Source organism: Streptomyces sp. NBC_00234 (assembly GCF_036195325.1).
In the GTDB taxonomy this organism is placed as follows: domain Bacteria; phylum Actinomycetota; class Actinomycetes; order Streptomycetales; family Streptomycetaceae; genus Streptomyces.
The window spans coordinates 6,313,181-6,333,033 of the sequence record NZ_CP108101.1 but is presented as its reverse complement, the minus strand read 5'-3'; the positions used below and the strand labels follow the sequence as shown (position 1 = coordinate 6,333,033).

General features: G+C 67.7%; 13 protein-coding genes. 3 read left to right on the top strand and 10 right to left on the bottom strand.

Features of this window, described 5'->3' with window-relative positions; all coding sequences use genetic code 11:
• Positions 1-114: 114 nt before the first annotated feature.
• Positions 115-1,209 carry an LCP family protein gene (locus tag OG230_RS27835; protein ID WP_328906466.1) on the top strand — a complete coding sequence of 365 codons (1,095 nt, stop codon included), beginning with the start codon at positions 115-117 and terminating at the stop codon, positions 1,207-1,209.
• A gap of 90 nt (positions 1,210-1,299) precedes the next feature.
• Here the strand turns inward: OG230_RS27835 and OG230_RS27830 are convergent, their stop codons facing one another.
• The 9 genes from OG230_RS27830 to ngcE all read right to left on the bottom strand — a co-directional run bounded on the left by OG230_RS27830 (position 1,300) and on the right by ngcE (position 13,555).
• Entirely contained in the window at positions 1,300-2,781 is a 1,482-nt protein-coding gene (locus OG230_RS27830; RefSeq protein ID WP_328911556.1) for an amino acid permease, read from the bottom strand.
• Positions 2,782-3,042: 261 nt separating this feature from the next.
• Positions 3,043-4,956, bottom strand: coding sequence for a 1-deoxy-D-xylulose-5-phosphate synthase (gene dxs / locus OG230_RS27825; protein WP_328906465.1), 1,914 nt, complete (start codon positions 4,954-4,956; stop codon positions 3,043-3,045).
• A 206-nt stretch (positions 4,957-5,162) separates the two neighbouring features.
• Entirely contained in the window at positions 5,163-6,449 is a 1,287-nt protein-coding gene (locus OG230_RS27820) for a sugar ABC transporter permease (RefSeq protein ID WP_328906464.1), read from the bottom strand.
• Positions 6,446-7,234 (bottom strand): ATP-binding cassette domain-containing protein, encoded by a 789-nt coding sequence (locus tag OG230_RS27815; RefSeq protein WP_328906463.1) that lies wholly within the window; start codon positions 7,232-7,234, stop codon positions 6,446-6,448. Before OG230_RS27815 ends, OG230_RS27820 begins: the two co-directional genes overlap by 4 nt.
• 287 nt (positions 7,235-7,521) lie before the next feature.
• Positions 7,522-8,631 carry a substrate-binding domain-containing protein gene (locus tag OG230_RS27810; RefSeq protein ID WP_328906462.1) on the bottom strand — a complete coding sequence of 370 codons (1,110 nt, stop codon included), beginning with the start codon at positions 8,629-8,631 and terminating at the stop codon, positions 7,522-7,524.
• A gap of 120 nt (positions 8,632-8,751) precedes the next feature.
• A complete protein-coding gene (locus OG230_RS27805; protein ID WP_328906461.1) occupies positions 8,752-9,951 on the bottom strand; it encodes an ROK family transcriptional regulator in 1,200 nt (399 codons plus the stop codon).
• Between the two features lie 265 nt (positions 9,952-10,216).
• A complete protein-coding gene (locus OG230_RS27800) occupies positions 10,217-11,089 on the bottom strand; it encodes a carbohydrate ABC transporter permease (protein ID WP_328906460.1) in 873 nt (290 codons plus the stop codon).
• Positions 11,086-12,141 (bottom strand): carbohydrate ABC transporter permease, encoded by a 1,056-nt coding sequence (locus OG230_RS27795; protein ID WP_328906459.1) that lies wholly within the window; start codon positions 12,139-12,141, stop codon positions 11,086-11,088. Before OG230_RS27795 ends, OG230_RS27800 begins: the two co-directional genes overlap by 4 nt.
• 7 nt (positions 12,142-12,148) lie before the next feature.
• Positions 12,149-13,555: an N-acetylglucosamine/diacetylchitobiose ABC transporter substrate-binding protein gene (gene ngcE / locus OG230_RS27790; protein ID WP_328906458.1), complete on the bottom strand. Its 1,407-nt coding sequence runs from the start codon at positions 13,553-13,555 to the stop codon at positions 12,149-12,151.
• Positions 13,556-14,403: 848 nt separating this feature from the next.
• Between ngcE and OG230_RS27785 the strand changes: the two genes are divergently transcribed.
• Complete coding sequence (locus OG230_RS27785) at positions 14,404-18,258, top strand: GH92 family glycosyl hydrolase (RefSeq protein WP_328911555.1); 3,855 nt, start codon at positions 14,404-14,406, stop codon at positions 18,256-18,258.
• Between the two features lie 114 nt (positions 18,259-18,372).
• Here the strand turns inward: OG230_RS27785 and OG230_RS27780 are convergent, their stop codons facing one another.
• Positions 18,373-18,990 carry a histidine phosphatase family protein gene (locus OG230_RS27780; RefSeq protein WP_328906457.1) on the bottom strand — a complete coding sequence of 206 codons (618 nt, stop codon included), beginning with the start codon at positions 18,988-18,990 and terminating at the stop codon, positions 18,373-18,375.
• A 374-nt stretch (positions 18,991-19,364) separates the two neighbouring features.
• Here OG230_RS27780 and OG230_RS27775 point away from each other — a divergent pair, with 374 nt between their 5' ends.
• Positions 19,365-19,781, top strand: coding sequence for an FxLYD domain-containing protein (locus OG230_RS27775; protein ID WP_328906456.1), 417 nt, complete (start codon positions 19,365-19,367; stop codon positions 19,779-19,781).
• The last annotated feature ends 72 nt before the right edge of the window (positions 19,782-19,853 follow it).

The following is a 19,853-nucleotide window of genomic DNA, read 5'->3' as shown; positions in this document are numbered from 1 at the left end:
GGGGCGAAGCGCGACACCTCACCGGCCGACTTGGGGACGCATGGACCCCGCGCCACCTATTCCTCTCCTCTCGCACGCACTCAGCGCGTCCCGACGGAAGAACCAGACGAGCCCATGACAGACCAGACCTCCGACACCGGATCGCCCATATCGGAAGAGCCCCGATCCAGGCGGGCACCCAAGCCGCGCAAGCGCCGCCGCGGCCTCAAGATCGCCCTCGGGATCTTCCTCGTTCTCCTGCTCGCCGGCGGCGGCACGGTGTACTGGATGTACAGCAGCCTCGACGGCAACATCAAGGGCGTCGACATCAACAAGGCTCTCGGTGAGGACCGTCCCGAGAAGCTCCCGACCTCCGGTCAGAACCTCCTCGTCCTCGGTTCGGACTCGCGTGCCGGGGCCGAGAACAAGGAGCTCGGTGGCGGCGGCAGTGTCGGCGGCGCGCGTTCCGACACCGCGATGGTGGTGCACATCCCCGAGGGCCGTACGCAGGCTGTCGCCGTGTCCATCCCGCGCGACACCCTGGTGACCCGGCCCGAGTGCACCAAGGCCGACGGTTCGACGATGTCCTCCGCGAACCGCGTGATGTTCAACTCCGTGTACTCGCTGGCCGGTCCGGCCTGTGTGGTCAAGACCGTCGAGAAGATGTCCGGGGTCCGGATCGACCACTACCTGGAGATCAACTTCGCCGGGTTCAAGGACCTCGTCGACGCCATAGGCGGCGTCACGGTGGACGTCCCGCAGGACATCGACGACAAGGCGTCGGGGCTGAACCTGACCGCCGGCCCGCACAAGCTCGACGGCACCGAGTCCCTCGCCTACGTCCGTACGCGGCACGGCATCGGTGACGGCAGCGACCTCGGACGCATCGGCCTCCAGCAGCAGTTCATGATGGCGCTGCTGAGCGAGATCAAGTCGCAGGACCTGCTGGGCAGCCCGACGACGACGTACAAGATCGCGAGTTCCGCGACCAAGTCGCTGACGACCGACGAGGGACTCGCCTCCCTCAAGTCGCTCACCGACTTCGCGCGTTCGATGAACGGCGTCGACCCGTCCTCGATGGAGACGATCATGCTGCCGGTCGCGTACGACAAGCAGGACCCCAACCGGGTCGTGGCGTCCGAGCCGCAGGCCGGCACGCTCTGGAAGGCGATCCGCGAGGACGCGACGATTCCGGAGTCCGCGAAGAAGTCCCCGGCCACCGGCGGCTGAGGCCGGACGGCGGTGTGGGGCCGTAGCGAGGGGCGCGCACAGCGCGCCTCCCCGTCACGGCCCCACACCACGGCCCTACGCGGCCACCGCTCAACTGACGGGCTTCTCCGCCGTGTTGTCCGGCACCCGGCTGTGCTTCCGCCCGTACACGAAGTAGACGGCGATGCCGATCACCATCCAGACCCCGAACCGCACCCAGGTCTCGGCCGGCAGGTTGAGCATCAGCCAGACCGAAGCGGCCACCGAGAGGATCGGGACGAGCGGGACCCACGGGGTGCGGAAGGCGCGGTGCAGATCGGGCCGGGTGCGGCGCAGGACGAGCACGCCCAGGGCGACGATGACGAACGCGAAGAGCGTGCCGATGTTCACCAGCGTCGCCAGTTCGTTGATGCTGGTGAAGCCCGCGACGATCGCGATGATCACACCGAGCAGGATCGTCGGCCGGTACGGCGTTCCGAACCGCGGGTGCGTCACGGAGAAGAACCGCGGGAGCAGGCCGTCCCGGCTCATCGCGAAGAACACGCGCGTCTGACCGAGCAGCAGGATCATGCAGACCGTGGTGAGGCCGACCGCCGCGCCGAAGCTGATGACACCGGCGTAGAAGGGGTGTCCTACCGCCTTGAACGCGTCGGCGAGCGGGGCGCTCACCGACAGCTCGCTGTAGTGCTGCATTCCGGTGACGACGATGGACACGGCCACGTAGAGCACGGTGCAGATCAGGAGCGAGCCCAGGATGCCGCGCGGCATGTCCCGCTGGGGGACCTTGGTCTCCTCGGCGGCGGTGGCCACGACGTCGAAGCCGATGAAGGCGAAGAAGACGACGGAGGCGGCGGTGAAGATACCCATGATGCCGAAGTCCGTGGGCTCGTAACCGAACATCAGCTGGACCAGCGGCGCGTCCAGGCCCGAACCGGCGGGCTGCTTCACGGCGTCCGGGATGAACGGCGAGTAGTTGTCGGTGTTGATGAAGAACGAGCCCGCGACGATCACGATCAGGACCACCGTCACCTTGATGGCGACGACGACCGTGGTGACCCGTGCGGACAGCTTCATGCCGAGCACCAGGATGACCGTGAGGATCAGGACCAGCGCGAAGGCCAGGATGTCGAAGCCGAACCCGTCGGCCACATCGGGCCCCGAGAGCGCCTCGGGCATCGTCCAGCCGACGTTGTCCATCAGCGAGCGGACGTAGCCCGACCAGCCCACCGCCACCACGGCCGTACCCAGCGCGAACTCCAGGATCAGGTCCCAGCCGATGATCCAGGCGACCAGTTCGCCGAGTGAGGCGTAGGCGAAGGTGTACGCGGACCCGGCCACCGGGACGGTGGAGGCGAACTCCGCGTAGCAGAGCGCGGCCAGGGCGCAGACGATGCCGGCGGCGACGAAGGCGAGCGCGGTGGCGGGGCCGGCCGTCTCCTTGGCCACCTTGCCCGTGAGGACGAAGATGCCGGTGCCGATGATGACCCCGACGCCGAAGACCGTCAGGTCCAGCGCCGAGAGGGATTTCCTGAGTTTGTGCTCCGGTTCCTCCGTGTCCCTGATCGACTGTTCGACCGTTTTCGTCCGGAACATTGTGCTCACCGGTCTGCCTCCGTGATCGTTCGTCTCGTCCGTCGCCGGGGCCCTCGCGTTACCCGATTCACGGCCATGATCGAGAGGGCGCGCGGCCCGCGGGCGGTCGCACGGGGCGATTCACCCGATGGGGCCCGGGAGAGCGAAGGCCACTGGGCCGTACGGAGTAGAGGGACCCCGCGACGACGGTCGCACGGGACACGACGGCGCCCCCCGGTCCGGCAGGACCGAGGGGCGCAGACGGGTGACGCGGTGGAGCGGTCAGTCGCGGGCGGGCTCGGCGTCCCGGCTCTCGTACCGGCCGTCGAGCTTGGCCACCAGACCGGTGACCTGACGGGCGATGTCCGGAGCGGTCAGTCCGATCTCGGCCATGACCTCCTTGCGGGAGGCGTGGTCGAGGAAGACCGGCGGGATGCCGAAGTCGCGCAGCGGTACGTCGACCCCGGCGTCGCGCAGTGCCTGGGCGATGGCCGAGCCGACACCGCCGGCGCGGCTGTTGTCCTCGACAGTGACGACCACCCGGTGCTGCTCGGCGAGCGGGGCCATGGCCTCGTCGACGGGCTTGACCCAGCGGGGGTCGACCACCGTGGTGGAGATGCCCTGGGCCTCCAGCAGTCCGGCGATCTCCAGGCACATCGGGGCGAGTGCTCCGACGGACACCAGCAGGACGTCGGGCCGCCGGGTGCCGGCCGCGCGCAGGATGTCCATGCCGCCGGCCTTGCCGACGGCCTTGACCGCCGGGCCGACCGCGCCCTTGGAGAAGCGGACCACCGTCGGGGCGTCGTCGACGTCGACGGCCTCGCGGAGCTGGGCGCGGACCTGGTCGGCGTCGCGCGGGGCGGCGATCCGGAGGGTCGGCACGCACTGGAGGATCGACATGTCCCACATGCCGTTGTGCGAGGCGCCGTCCGTACCGGTGACTCCGGCCCGGTCCAGGACGAAGGTGACCCCGCACTTGTGCAGGGCGACGTCCATGAGGACCTGGTCGAAGGCGCGGTTGAGGAAGGTCGCGTAGACCGCGAAGACCGGGTGCAGTCCGCCGGTGGCGAGGCCCGCCGCGGAGACCGCGCCGTGCTGCTCGGCGATGCCGACGTCGTAGATCCGGTCCGGGAACGCCTCCTCGAACTTGCCGAGGCCGACCGGCTGGAGCATGGCCGCGGTGATCGCGACGATGTCCTTGCGCTCCTTGCCGAGCTTGACCATCTCCTCGCCGAAGACCGAGGTCCAGTCGAGGCCGGAGGTGGAGATCGGCAGGCCGGTGTCCGGGTGGATCTTGCCGACCGCGTGGAAACGGTCGGCCTCGTCCTGGAGGGCCGGGGTGTAGCCGCGGCCCTTCTCCGTGAGGCAGTGGACGATGACGGGGCCGCCGAAGCGCTTGGCCCGCTGGAGTGCGGACTCCAGGGCCTCGATGTCGTGGCCGTCGATCGGTCCGACGTACTTCAGGCCGAGGTCCTCGAACATGCCCTGCGGGGCGATGAAGTCCTTGAGGCCCTTCTTGGCGCCGTGCAGGGTCTCGTACAGCGGCTTCCCGACGACGGGAGTGCGCTCCAGGAGGTCCTTGCCGCGGGCCAGGAACCGTTCGTAACCGTCGGTCGTACGGAGCGTGGCGAGGTGGTTCGCGAGGCCGCCGATGGTCGGGGCGTACGAGCGCTCGTTGTCGTTGACGACGATGACGAGCGGGCGGTCCTTGGCGGCGGCGATGTTGTTCAGCGCCTCCCAGGCCATACCGCCGGTGAGCGCGCCGTCCCCGATGACCGCGACGACGTGGTCGTCCTTCTCCAGCACCTCGTTGGCCTTGGCGAGGCCGTCGGCCCAGCCGAGCACGGTCGAGGCGTGCGAGTTCTCGATGACGTCGTGCTCGGACTCGGCCCGGGAGGGGTAGCCGGAGAGGCCGCCCTTGCTCTTGAGCTTCGAGAAGTCCTGGCGGCCGGTGAGCAGCTTGTGCACATAGCTCTGGTGGCCGGTGTCGAAGAGGACCTTGTCCCGTGGCGACTCGAACACCCGGTGCAGGGCGATGGTCAGCTCGACCACACCCAGGTTGGGGCCGAGGTGTCCGCCGGTCTTGGACACCTCTTCGACGAGGAAGGTACGGATCTCCCCGGCGAGCTGCTCCAGCTGCTCGAGGCTGAGCCGGTCCAGGTCGCGCGGTCCCCCGATGCGGGTCAGCAGATCCACCCGTTCCTCCTTGCGTTTGAGCTGGTCGAGCGTGCCGATCTGACGAGTCTAATGTTCCGCCCGCGTGCGCGGTCAGCGGGCGGTGCGTTCCGTGTCACGCGATCGGGTTACGTATGACATGGCACACCCGTGCGCACCATGGGGAACGCGGGCACGCACGAGCCCGGCACCTCGGAGGATGCCGGGCTCGTGCGTGGCCGGGCGGGTCAGGCGCGACCCGCCGACTTCTGGGTCTTGCGTGTGACGGAGTCGATGACGACCGTGACGAGGAGCACGCCGCCGGTGATCATGTAGTTGATCGGGGTGGCGATGCCTTCCAGCGACAGGCCGTACTGGATCGAGACGATGACCATGACGCCGAGCAGGGCGTTCCAGGTCCGGCCGCGTCCGCCGAAGAGGCTGGTGCCACCGATGACGGCCGCCGCGATGACGTTCATCAGCAGGTCGCCGGTGCCGGAGCCCTGGTTGACCGCCGCGATCTTGGAGGCCCAGAACAGACCGCCGATCGCCGCGAACGTACCCGCGATGGCGAACACCGAGACCCGGATCGCCGTGACGTTGATGCCCGCACGGCGGGACGCCTCGACGCTGCCGCCGAGCGCGAAGATCTTCCGGCCGTAGGCCGTGCGGCGCAGGACGAAGTCCGTCGCCACCAGGACCACGAGGAAGAGGACCAGGGCCAGGGGCAGGCCCCGGTACTGGTTGAACATGATCGCGGCGGCGAAGGCGAACACCGCGAGCACGGCCGTGCGCACCACGATGTCGGTGAGCGGCCTGGCCGGGATACCCGCGGCCTCGCGGCGGCGGCTGTCCAGGAAGGCGGAGAGGAAGTAGCCCACGACCGCGACGACGGCGAGGCCGTACGCGGCGGCGACGTCCGCGAAGTAGTACGTGGTGAGGTGGCCGACGACGCCGTCGCCGTCCAGGTTGATCGTGCCGGTGTCGCCGAGCAGCTGGAGCATGAAGCCCAGCCAGAACAGCAGGCCGGCGAGGGTGACGGCGAAGGCGGGGGCGCCTATTCGGGCGAAGAAGAAGCCGTGGATCGCGCCGATGACCGCGCCGCTGGCGATGGCCACGAAGACGGCCAGCCACTCGTTCATGCCCTGGGTGACGCTCAGCACGGCCACGAGTGCGCCGGAGACGCCGCTGACCGAGCCGACCGACAGGTCGATCTCACCGAGCAGGAGGACGAAGATGATGCCGACGGCCATCATGCCGGTGGCGACCATCGCGACGGCGATGTCGCTGAGGTTCTTCGCGGAGAGGAACTCCGAGTTCAGGCTCTGGAAGACCACGCAGATGATGACCAGGCCGATGATCACGGGGATCGAGCCCAGGTCACCGGCGCTCATCTTGCGCTTGAACTCGGTGAGGTATCCGCCGAGGCCCTGCTCGCGCACGAGCAGCCGGGGGTCGACCGCGGTGGCCGCGCCCTTGGCGGCGTCCGGGTTCACCACGGGGGCGGCGGGGGCGGCCGTCTTGTCGGTGTTCACTTCTGGACCTCCGCGTTGCGCGCCGCACGACGGGTCACGGCGTTTTCCGTGGCGCCGGTGATGGCGGAGATGATCTCTTCCTGCGAGGTGGTCTTCACATCGAAGACACCGTTGTTGCGGCCCAGCCTCAGGACCGCCACCTTGTCGGCGACGGCCTTCACATCGGCCATGTTGTGGCTGATGAGGATGACCGCGTGACCGCGCTCGCGCAGCCGCTCGACGAGGTCGAGGACCTGGGCGGTCTGCTCCACGCCGAGGGCCGCCGTGGGCTCGTCGAGGATGACGAGCTTGGGCTCACCGAGCATCGACCGGGCGATGGCCACGGTCTGGCGCTGACCGCCGGAGAGCGAGGCGATCGGGATACGGACGCTGGGGATGCGGATCGACAGCGTGCTGAGGAGCTCGCGGGAGCGGCGCTCCATCTCGACCTCGTTGAGCACTCCGAACTTGCGGAGTTCCCGGCCGAGGTAGAGGTTGCCGACGACATCGATGTTGTCGCACAGCGCGAGGTCCTGATAGACGGTCGCGATGCCCAGGTTCTGGGCGTCGTGCGGCTTGTTGATCTGAACGGCGTCGCCTTCCCACTCGATGACTCCGTCATCGATGGGGTGCACACCGGCAATCGTCTTGACCAGCGTTGATTTACCGGCGCCGTTGTCGCCCACCAGGGCGACCACCTCGCCGGCGTGGACCTCAAGCTGTACATCGGTGAGCGCCTGGACGGCACCGAATCGCTTGGAGACCCCTCGCAACGCCAACACGGGCGTAGCGGACACGTGAACCATCTCCTTCGCCGCCTGACCGGCGGGGATGCCGCGCCTGGGGGAAGGCGCGGTGGTCGAGCAGAAGAGAACTGCAGAGAACCGGGTGGCGCAGCAGGTGCTGGGCCGAAGAGTTCCATCCGGCGCCCCGCCCGGCAGCGGGACAGTTGGTGGGCGGGGCACCGGACAGGCTTTGTGGGCGCAAGTCGCTTGCAGAGCAGCTGACTTGCGGCCGGGGCGGCTTCACACCGCGGGATCGCGGTGGCCGGCCGCGTGGGTCCGGCCGCCGGGCGGCCGGACCCTCGCCGGACCTACTTCAGGCCGAGCTTGTCGCAGGCGGCCTTGTACTTGGCCGTGCAGATCTCGTCGACCGTGTAGATGCCGTCCTTCAGGACGGTGTCCTGGATGTTGGCCTGGGTCAGCGAGACGACCGGGACCAGGACGGAGGGAACGGCCTTCTGGGTGGGGCTGTCCACCGTGGACGTGGCGATCGAGTCGAGCTTCTCGCCCTTGGCCAGCGCGACGGCCATCTCGGCGGCGACAGCGCCTTCGGGGGCGTACGGCTTGTAGACGCTCATGAACTGCTCACCGGCGACGATGCGCTGCACACCGGCGAGTTCGGCGTCCTGGCCGGTGACCGGCGGGAGCTTGGAGAGACCGGCGGCCTTGAGGGCGGTGATGATGCCGCCCGCCATGCCGTCGTTGGCGGAGTAGACGCCGACGATCTTGTCCTTGCCGAGAGCCGTGATCGCCGCCTCCATGTTGGCGTTGGCGTTCTCCGGCTTCCACTCCTTGGTGTCGTACTCCTTGCCGTACTTGACCTTGCCGTCGAGCTCGGCCTTGGCGCCCTTCTTGAAGAGGGCGGCGTTCGGGTCGGTGATCGCGCCGTTCATCATCACGATCGTGCCGCCGTCGGCCTTGTCGCCGAGGGCCTCCAGCAGGGCCTTGCCCTGGACGTGGCCGACCTCTTCGTTGTCGAAGGAGGTGTAGGCGTCGATCGGGCCCTCGGCGAGGCGATCGAAGGCGACGACGGGGATGCCCGCGTCCTTGGCCTTCTTGACGCCGTTGGCGATGGCCTTGGAGTCCACCGCGTCGACGATGAGCGCGTCGACCTTGTTCGTGATCATGGTGTCGACCTGCTGCGACTGCAGGGTGGCGTCCTGCTTGGCGTTGGCGTAGATGACCTCCGCCTTGCCGCCGGTGAGCTCGCTGATCTTCTTCTCGATGATCGGCTTGTCGAACTTCTCGTACCGGGCCGTCTGGTTCTCGGGAAGGAGCAGACCTATCTTCAGGTCGTCGCCCTTCGTCTCGGTCTCCTTGGCCTTGTCGCCGGACTCCTTGGCGCTGCCGCAAGCGGCAAGCGAGACAGCCATGGCGGTGGCGGCAACGGCAACGGCGGCACGACGCATACGCGTGTTCATTCTCGAACCTCCCTGACGAGGCCGCGACGTTGCGGCCGAGGTGGCTGGAAGTCAACTCGGCTGCGACGTCAGCGTCAAGGAGTAAATCCTTAACGAGATGACAACGGTGCCATTCGTTATCTAAGTGAAGGCAGGCGTCGCAGTGGAGAGCGCGCTCTCCAAAAGGGTCGAATCGCCCATCTCATTGAGTACGAGGGCCAGCGCGCCCAGCACTTCCGCCCGCCCTCCGAGCGCCCCCGGCAGCACCGACAGCTGCCGCGCCGCACTGGGGATGGCGTACCGGGACACCGAGTCCCGGATCGGCCCCAGCACCAGCTCCCCCGCCTCCGCGAGGGACCCTCCGAGCACCACCCGGCTCGGGTTGAGCAGGTTGCACAGGTTGGCGACACCGCTGCCGATGTGGCGTCCCACGTCCCCGATCACCCGGCGGCAGCCCGGATCGCCCTCCCGGGCCAGCTGGACCACGCGCTCCATGGTCAGATCGGGCCCGTGGCTCGGCTGGAGCAGGGGCAGGACGTACCGGGCGGCGGCGAAGGTCTCCAGGCAGCCGCGGTTGCCGCAGCGGCACACGGGGCCCGACTCGTCGAGCGTGATGTGCCCGATCTCGCCGGCCGTGCCGCCGGGCCCCCGGTAGATGGAACCGTCGATCACCAGACCGGCGCCGACACCGCTCGCGACCTTGATGTACGCGAGATCCCTGACCCCTCGCCCGCTGCCCCAGACCAGCTCCCCCAGGGCCCCGAGGTTGGCGTCGTTGTCGACGTACACCGGCACGCCGAGGCGTCCGGCCAGCTCCTCGCTGGGGTTGATGCCCGTCCAGCCCGGCAGGATCGAGGTGGAGCCCAGCGTGCCGGACTCGACGTCGATCGGGCCGGGCACGCCGAGCCCGACGCCGATCACCTTGTCCGGAGCGATCCCGGTGCTCTCGATCAGCCGGTTCACCAGCTGTTCCGCCCGGCCGAAGCCCTGCGCCGACGAGGCGTCGACGTCCAGCGGCTCGGATTCCTCCGCCAGGACCTGGTGGGCCAGGTTGCCGACGGCCACCCTGAGATGCGTATGGCCGAAGTCCACGCCGACCACGATGCCCGCGTCGCCGCTGAGCGAGACGCTCCGGGCCCGTCGGCCGCCCGCCGACGTCGGCGTCACTTCGACCGTGCCGCTGTCCTTCAGCTCGCGAACGATATTGGAGACGGTGGCCGCGGAGAGGCCGGTGCTTCTGGCGATCTCCGCCTGGGTGAGCGAACCCGCCATACGCACGGCGCGCACAACCCGCTCAAGGTTGGCGCGATGCAGAGATGTCTGCGACCCCGGAGTCTCCATTGACCCACCCTTATCGTGGCCCGCGTCACCCTGGGTGACCGAACCTTGTACAAGTTATGAACTCCAAAGCTCCGCTGAGGATACCTATGCCGTCAACCCCTTGACAGAAATCGGCTCCTGCCCCTTACACAGAGGTCGGGCCCCGGAGAGTTGTCTCTCCGGGGCCCGACCTCTGTGCGCAACGGGTGAAGCAGCGGTTACGTGATGGCGCCGGCCGGCGGACCGGCGAAGCGACCCGGCCGGCCGTACGGCGCGACGGTGGGCGTCAGCGGAAGGTGCCCTGTGACACCGAACCGGCAATCCGGCGCTGGAAGATGACGTACACGACCAGTACAGGCACCACCGTGACCACGATCGCCGCGAACAGCGCACCGTAGTCGACGTCGTAGACCTGCGAGGACGCGTACGCGGCCATCCCCTGGGTCAGGACCCACATGTCCTGGTCGGTGTTGAGCGCCACCGGCAGCAGGAACTGGTTCCACAGCCCCAGGAAGTTGAAGATCGCCACCGCAGACATGCCCGGACTGGCCATCGGCAGCATGACCTGGAAGAACGCCCGCCAGTCACCGGCACCGTCGATCAACGCGGCCTCGTAGACGTCATGCGGCAGTGACCGGAAGAACGAATAGAGGAAGAACACCGTGAACGGCAGCGCGAACGCGACGTAGGTGAGGATCAGTCCCAGACGCGTGTTCAGCAACCCGAAGTTCTGCAACTGGAAGAACAGCGGCACGATCGCCAGGAAGACCGGGAACGTCAGTCCGGCCAGCATCGTGTAGTAGATCAGCCGGCGCCCGGGGAACTGGAACCTGGCCAGGATGTAGGCGCACATCGCACCCAGCAACATCACCAGGAACAACGCAGAGACAACGACGATCACCGAATTCAGGAAGTACTTCCCGATGTTCGCGTCGGTCCACGCGTTCGCGTAGTTCTCGACCCTCCATTGGTCCGGGAGCGAGAATGGCGACGACAGGATCTCGCCGGTCGACTTGAACGACGACATCAGTACCCACAGCATGGGCACGATCACGACCACGGACCATATGACTAGCAAGACGTGCGAGATCGTGGCGAACCTGCGGTCGCTGCTTGCGGTGACTCTGACCAGTTTCCGGTCGGCGGCTATGGCGCTCACTGAGCACCTCCCTTGGCTCCAGCACGCCGAGCCTTGAACCCACGCGCATTCTCTTTGCCCTCGCCACCGCCGGTCAGGCGGAAGACGGTGAACACCAGCGCCGCGAACACCAGGGTGACGCCGGCGAGGACGACACCCATCGCGGTGGCATATCCGAACTGCTGCTTCGCAAAGGCGACGTTGAACAGCCGCTGGCTGATCGTCAGGGTCGAGTTGGCCGGCCCGCCGTTCGGCAACAGTGCCTGTACGTAGACGAACGCGTCCAGCGCGGCGATGCCGAGATAGATGTACGCCGTCTGCACACTGTCCCGGATCGCCGGCAGGGTGATCGAGATCGTGGTCCGGAACCGTCCGGCCCCGTCGATCCTGGCCGCCTCGTACAGCTCGGCGGGAACTCCCTTGATCGCGGCGATGAAGAGCACCGCGTAGAACCCGACGAGTCCCCAGACGAAGACGAACATCAGGGACGGCATGGCGGTCGAGACCTCGCCCAGCCAGGCGAACGCCACGAAGCCGTCAAGACCGATCTTGGTGAGGAAGCCGTTGACCAGGCCGGCGTTCGGGTCGAACATCTGCGCCCAGATCAGGCCGACGATGATCGCCGGCACGACGTAGGGGAAGAACGAGATGATCCGGTAGAACGACGCACCCCGGATCCCCCGGACCGGGCCCTTGCTGGGCCCGCCCAGCGTGATGGCCACCGCGACCCCGAGGGCGAGCGTCAACGTCACCAGCGGTACGACGGCCGCCAGCAGCGCCACGTTGCGCAACGCCTTCAGAAAGATGTCGTCCTCGAACATCTTGATGAAGTTGTCCAGCCCGACGAAGTTGTAGTCCGGGCTGAAGCCGCGCCAGTCCGTCATCGCCCAATAGATCGCCTGGACGAACGGCATCAGGACGAAAAGGATGAAGACGGCCAGCGGGATACCAAGGAACGCGAGGAAGAACGTCACCCGGTCGAAGGTGAGTTTGCGGCGCCCGGGACGCCCGCCGCGAGCGGCCGACTTGAGCCGACCGCTCGTGGGTTCGGGTTTGGTGATCGTGTCACTCATCGCGCTACTAGCTGACCTTGATCTTCTCGATGGAGTCGTCTTCCCGGATCTTGTCGGAGATCTTCTGCAGAGCCGAGGTCAGACCCTTGCCGTCGATGTCGCCGGCGAGGAACGAGTTCCACGGCACCAGCTGGTCGGTGTTCATGCCGTAGGCCTCGACGAACGTGTAGTTGAAGATGTTCTCGCCCGCGGCCTCGAGCATCTGCGTCTGCGAGACGAGGGCCGTGGAGCCGTAACCGTCGGCGGGCACGGTGCCCTTGACGATCGTCGGGGCCAGCTTCGTCTTGGAGAAGTTGGCGGCCGCCTTCTCGGACAGCATCGCCCGCAGGACCTCCTTGCCGCCGGCCGGGTTCTTGCCCTGCTTGGGAACGATGAACGGCTCGCCCGCGGCCGCACGGAGCGCCTCGTAGGGGATCTTCGGCTTGCCCGTGAGCGTCATCGCCGGAACACCGGTCATCTGGAAGTCGGCCTTGGTGGCGTCCTTCATCTCGTTCTCGATCCAGCCACCGGACGGGTAGAGCAGCGCCTTCTGGTCGTTGCTCCAGATCGCCTGCGCCTTCTGGAACTGGGTGCCGGAGCCGCCGGGGACGAACATCTTCTCCTTGACCATGGTCTCCATGATCTTGATGACGCCCTGGACCGCCGGGTGCGACCAGCAGCCCTTCTCCAGGTTCCCCAGCGCGATCCGGACCTCGTCGCCGCCCTCCTTGATCGCCGAGTCGATCAGGAGCGTCCGGTAGTAGGTCGCCGCTTCCTTGCCGTGGACGAAGAGGTACTTGCCCTTCTTCTTCGCCGCCTGGCCGAGGTCGAGCGCCTCGTCCCACGTCTTCGGCGGGGTCCAGCCGTTCGCCTCGAACAGCGTCTTGGAGTACCAGACGCCGTACACCGTCATCACGTAGTTGAGCGCGACGAACTTGTCCTTGAACGTGCCGGGGTCCTTGACGCCGGGGTAGACGATGTCGGCGATCTTCTTGCCCTCGTAGGTGTTGGCCTCGAAGACGTCGTCGAGCTCCTCGAGCTGGTCGAGAATGCCCAGGAAGCCGATCTGGTCCTCACCGGAGTTGTCGATGAGGTCCGGCGGGTTGCCACCGACGAAGCGGGGCTGGAGCTCCGGGCCGATGTCGACGACCGGCTTGACGTCGACCTTGGTGCCGGCGATCTGGGCCCCGATGACCGTGTTGACGAACTCGACGTAGTCGGTGCCGTAGCCGCCGTCGAAGATGGCCGCCTCGACCTTGGAGTTCTTGGCAACGCCGAACGGGTTCTTGGCACCCTTCTCGCCCTTCGGGCCGCCGCCACCGTTGTCGTTGCTGGAGGGAGAGCCACACGCAACCGCGAACGAACCCATGGCTGCCGTCGCGATCGCCCCGCGCAGGAGCGTTCGCCTGTCAAGAGAGCCGGCACGAATGGTCATCTCTGCATCCTCACTGATCAATTGGATCTCTACGGGTTTGCTGCGTGTTCGGCTGCCGGGCCGGGTTGGCCCCGTGCTTGCCGCACTTCTCTTTGAGCGCGTCCTGATGTTGGTCTCCGCCTGCGATGTCGGCGGAGATGCACATCGGGTCGTTCAGCCGTCGCCTCGGAGCCGCTCAGAGGCACCGATGGTGATCACCCGAGCGATGCCGGAAAAGCGGTCGCCGTAGCCGCGGCCCGAGCGACAGTCGCGCTCCGCTTGATCAGATCGGGGCGGCCGAGACCGCCGTTGTCGCTCTGCGCAGAGGTGGATCCCATGCTCAAGTCCTCGCCTTCATCCAGGACTCAGGCGGTGTACCGGTCACCCGTCGATATCGCCTCAGGCGAAGGGCCCCGCCACCGCGGTCAGTTGCGCTTGGGTCAAACGGAATGCCGGAACTTCTCGTGCGGTGGGGGTGGTGGAGAACGTACGGCTTCGGACGCCCCCGGCGTCCCCCGCAGCCCTCTTCGTGCCCCCGAGTGCGCAGTCGCGTAAAACGGCTGTGCAGACGCCGACAGGTATAGTCCACTTCTCGCCAACTGAGCAAGATCGAGTGCAGGTTTGAGCGGCAGTCTTTCCCGAGTTGAGACCTCACGGATACCTGAGCCCTCCCGGTTCGGATCACTATGACCCCTGCGCGCCTCCGGCGCACCGTACCGATTTCCCCAGAACGGCCGATTCCGGCGCCGTTTCTTGTGCAACACCCTTGACACCACTGTGCACTGGCCTCCCTACTAGACCCTGCAAATCATGAATGACAACGTTGTCTATCGCCTTTAAAAGGGGAGGAATCGCTCGGGATGATCCGGATGATCGGGATCAAGAGAGTCCATGCGGTCGCCACAAGAGTCCATACGAGAGCGCGTGCGGTCGCCTTGCTGGCGGCCACTTCGCTTCTTGTCGTGACGGCACCGTCCGCCGCCATCGCCCGGCCCGCCACTCCGGACCAACCGGCCGGGAGCGACCACGAGTTCAGCACCTCGTTCGAAGCGGACGAAAAGCAGCCGGACTGGCGCAACACCGTGGAAACCGGGGCTGACGGAAAGAAGCGGGCATCCGGTGTCGACGGCGGATTCACCGCAGGAATACCAGGCAATGTCACAGATAAGGTGACGGACCTGCGCGCCAGTGGCGAGAACACCGGCAGCGGAGAGGTCAAAGAGAATCTCGTCGATGTCGAATCCGGCACGAAGTGGCTGACCTTCGCACCGTCCGGCTGGGTCGAATTCGATCTGGTCGAACCGGTCAAGGTCGTGACCTACGCACTGACCTCGGCCAACGACCACGACGAGCGCGACCCCCGGGACTGGATCCTGAAGGGCTCCACCGACGGCACCACCTGGAAGGACCTGGACACCCGGACCGACCAGGCCTTCTCCGAGCGCTTCCAGACCAAATCATACGATTTCACTTCCGATACGGCCTACAAGCACTTCCGTCTGGAGATCACGAAGAACAACGGCGCCTCGGACGCGCTCCAGCTCGCCGACGTCCAGTTCTCCGACGGCGACACCTCCGTGCCCGCCCCGGACGAGATGCGCAGCCAGGCCGACCGCGGCCCGTCCGGCTCCCCCACCGCGAAGTCCGGTGCGGGATTCAGCGGGAAGAAGGCCCTGCGCTACGCCGGTACGCACAAGCCGGACGGCCACGCCTACTCGTACAACAAGGTCTTCGACGTCGACACCGCCGTCACGAAGGACACCGAGCTCTCCTACCTCGTCTACCCGCAGATGGGCGAGACGGACCTCGACTACCCGGCCACGCATGTCGCGGTCGACCTCGCCTTCACCGACGGCACCTACCTGAGCGGACTCAAGGCCACCGACAGCCACGGCGGCGTGCTCAGCCCGCAGGGCCAGGCCGACGCCAAGCGGCTGTACGTGAACCAGTGGAACAAGGTCGCCTCGCGCATCGGCACGGTCGCGGCGGGCAAGACCGTCGACCGCGTCCTGGTGGCGTACGACTCCCCGAAGGGCCCGTCGAAGTTCCAGGGCTGGATCGACGACATCAAGATCGCCCCGAAGGTGCCGGAGAAGCGCAAGGAGCATCTGGCGGACTACGCGCTGACCACACGCGGCACCAACTCAAGCGGCGGGTTCTCGCGCGGCAACAACATCCCGGCCACCGCCGTCCCCCATGGCTTCAACTTCTGGACGCCGGTCACCAACGCGGGCTCGACGAGCTGGCTGTACGACTACGCGCGCGGCAACAACGAGGACAACCTCCCCGAGGTGCAGGCGTTCAGCGCCAGCCACGAGCCGAGCCCCTGGATGGGTGACCGCCAGACCTTCCAGATGATGCCGTCGGGAGCGGAGGGCACTCCGGACGCCTCGCGCTCGGCGCGCGCGCTGCCGTTCCACCACGAGAACGAGACGGCGAAGCCGCACTACTACGGTGTGACATTTGACAGTGGCCTCAAGGCCGAGATGACGCCCACCGACCACGCGGCCCGGATGCGGTTCACCTATCCCGGTGACGACGCGAGCATGGTCTTCGACAACGTCTCGAACGCCGGCGGACTGACCCTCGACCCGGAGACCGGCTCCTTCACCGGCTTCTCCGACGTGAAGAGCGGCGGCTCGACCGGAGCCACCCGGCTCTTCGTGTACGGGGTCTTCGACGCGCCGGTCACCGGCAGCGGCAAGCTGAGCGGCGGTGGCGGCGACGACGTGACCGGCTACTTCCGCTTCGACGCGGGCAAGGACCGTACGGTCAACCTGCGGCTGGCGACCTCGCTCATCAGCGTGGACCAGGCGAAGGAGAACCTCGCCGCGGAGCTCCCGGCGTCCACGTCCTTCGAGCAGGTCAGGGACCGGGCGCGCAGCGCCTGGGACCGCCTCCTGGGCAAGGTGGAGGTCGAAGGGGCGAACGCGGACCAGCTGACCACGCTCTACTCCAGCCTGTACCGGTTGTACCTGTACCCGAACTCGGGCTTCGAGAAGGTCGACGGCAAGCACAAGTACGCCAGCCCCTTCTCCCCGCAGACCGGCCCCGACACCCCGACCCACACGGGCGCGAAGATCGTCGACGGCAAGGTGTACGTCAACAACGGCTTCTGGGACACCTACCGGACGACCTGGCCCGCCTACTCCTTCCTCACCCCGAAGAAGGCCGGCGAGATGGTGGACGGATTCGTCCAGCAGTACAAGGACGGCGGCTGGATCTCCCGCTGGTCGTCGCCGGGTTACGCGGACCTGATGACCGGCACCAGTTCGGACGTGGCGTTCGCCGACGCGTACGTCAAGGGCGTGAAGTTCGACGCGGAAGCGGCGTACGAGGCGGCGCTGAAGAACGCCACCGCGGTCCCGCCGTCCTCCGGAGTCGGCCGCAAGGGCATGGAAACGTCACCCTTCACCGGTTACGCGAACACAGCGACGCACGAGGGCCTCTCCTGGTCACTGGAGGGCTACCTCAACGACTACGGCATCGCGCAGATGGGCAAGGCGCTCTACAAGAAGACGAAGAAGGAGCGCTACAAGGAGGAGTCCGACTACTTCCTGAACCGCGCCCGCAACTACGTCAAGCTCTTCGACGACAAGGCCGGCTTCTTCCAGGGCAAGGACGCCAAGGGCGACTGGCGGGTTCCGTCGGACCAGTACGACCCGCGGGTCTGGGGCTACGACTACACCGAGACCAACGGCTGGGGCTACGCCTTCACCGCCCCGCAGGACAGCCGCGGCCTGGCCAACCTCTACGGCGGGCGTGACGGTCTCGCCAAGAAGCTGGACACGTACTTCGACACGCCGGAGACCGCGGCACCGGAGTTCACCGGCTCGTACGGGGGCGTCATCCACGAGATGACGGAGGCCCGCGACGTACGGATGGGCATGTACGGCCACAGCAACCAGGTCGCCCACCACGCCACGTACATGTACGACGCGGCCTCCCAGCCCTGGAAGACGCAGGAGAAGGTCCGCGAGGTCCTCGGCCGTCTCTACACGGGCAGCGAGATCGGGCAGGGCTACCACGGCGACGAGGACAACGGCGAGCAGTCGGCGTGGTTCCTCTTCTCCTCGCTCGGCTTCTACCCACTCGTGATGGGCAGCGGCGAGTACGCGGTCGGCTCACCGCTCTTCACCAAGACCACGGTGCACCTGGAGAACGGCCAGGACCTCGTGGTCAAGGCCCCGAAGAACAGCGCGAAGAACATCTACGTCCAGGGCCTGAAGGTCAACGGCAAGAAGTGGACCAGCACTTCGCTGCCGCACGACCTGCTCGCCAAGGGCGGTGTGCTGGAGTTCGACATGGGGTCCAAGCCGTCCGCCTGGGGCACGGGCAAGGACGCGGCACCGGTCTCGATCACCCAGGACGACAAGGTGCCCGCCTCGAAGGGCGACGTACTGAAGGGCGACGGCGCACTCTTCGACAACACCTCGGCCACGAAGGCCACGGTCGAATCGGTGGACCTGCCGGTGGCCTCGGCCACGAAGGCGCTCCAGTACACGCTGACCTCGTCCGCGGCGGCCAAGGCGCCGGCCGGCTGGGTCCTCCAGGGCTCGTCGGACGGCACGACCTGGAAGGACCTGGACAAGCGGTCCGCCCAGTCGTTCGCCTGGAACAAGCAGACGCGGGTCTTCTCGGTGCACACGCCGGGCGACTTCGCCAGGTACCGGCTGGTGCTGGACGGCTCGGCGGAGCTCGCGGAGGTGGAGCTGCTGTCCTGACCTGCTCCCCCTGCTCCCCCCGCCGGCGGCCGGCGCTCCTTCGGGAGCGCCGGCCGCCGGTGCGTGCGGGCCGGCTCCGCGGGCCTGCGTGCATGCGGGGCCGGGGCTGCCCGGTCAGCGCTCCTGGAGGCTCTCGGGGAGCGCCAGGTTCAACGCCGTGACGACCGGCTGGCCGTGCTCCGTACCCAGCCGTGAGACGGCACCGGTGGCGAGCTGGAAGAGGCGGCCCTCGGCCGGGGTCAGCCCGAGGTAGCGGGCCGTCAGCACGCGCAGGAAGTGTGAGTGCGCCACCAGTGCAATGTCACCTGTCCCCGTACGCTCGCGCGCGGACCGGACGCCCGCCAGCACCCGGTCGGCCCGCTCCCCGATCTGCGCCGGGCTCTCCCCCGGGTGTTCCTCGGCGCCGGGATCGACTCCGTCGGTCCACAGGTTCCAGAGGGGCCGCGTGCGGTGGATCTCCCGGGTGGTGATGCCCTCGTAGCCGCCGTAGTCCCACTCGCGCAGCTCGGGCGTGACCCGGGCCCCGGCGAGACCGGCGAGCGCGGCGGTGCTGCGGGCCCGCAGGGCGGGGCTGACCAGGGTGAGGGCGATGTTCCGGCCGGCCAGCAGCGGGACGAGCGCACGGGCCTGCCGCTCCCCGAAGTCCGTCAGGGGGAGGTCGGTATAGCTCGTGTGCTGCCCGGAACGGGACCATTCGGTCTCTCCGTGCCGGATCAGGATCAGCTCGCCCATCGTGGTTCCGCTCTCTGTGTCGGTACGCGGTGACTGCCGCGTGCGCGAACGCGCCGGCCCACGATCGCACCTGCCACGGGGGCGTGGCCCGATTGCCCCCGCCTCGGGGAACGCCGGACGGTGATCACCTACCGTGGGGCGTCCTGGACGACTTCCCGAGGGGGGATCTCATGTCGGACGGCTTTCCGCCACCACCGCCATCACCATCACCAACGCCTGCGCCGCCACCACCACCGCCGCCGCCGCCGTACGAGCAACAGCCGTGGGCACAACCCGGCTGGGGCGGACCCAAGCCATCGCGCGGGAGCAGTACGGGGCTGATCGTCGCGCTGTCCGTCGGGGGCGGTCTCCTCGTGGTGGCTCTCCTGGGGACCTTGCTCTACACCGTGGGCAAGGCGGTGACGGCGTCCGGGGGGCCGCGCACGTCTCCGACGGCCGGGGCGCGGCCCGGGGACGAGCCCACGGCCACCTCCACGTCGGACCCCACGCCCACGGTCGCGGGCACGGACGCCGAGGAGGACGTACGGATCGCGGGGTGCGCGGTGGACTCGGTGACCTCGTGGCCGGCCGCCCGGATGGAGATAGTGAACGGTTCCGGGGCGGCTGCGGACTACTACGTGACCGTGGAGTTCCTGGACGAGGACGGCACCCGGGTGGCGGACGGGATCGTCGGGGTGGTCGGTCTCGCGCCGGGCCGGACGGCGAAGAAGAAGGCGCAGGGGCTCGACACTGCACCGGACCATGTGACATGCCGGATCACCGAGGTGCACCGCACCCCGTCGGTGGGCTGACCCGCCCCCCTCCGAACCACCCGCAACAGCCCGAAGGGCCGCACCCCGTGACGACGGGGTGCGGCCCTCGGT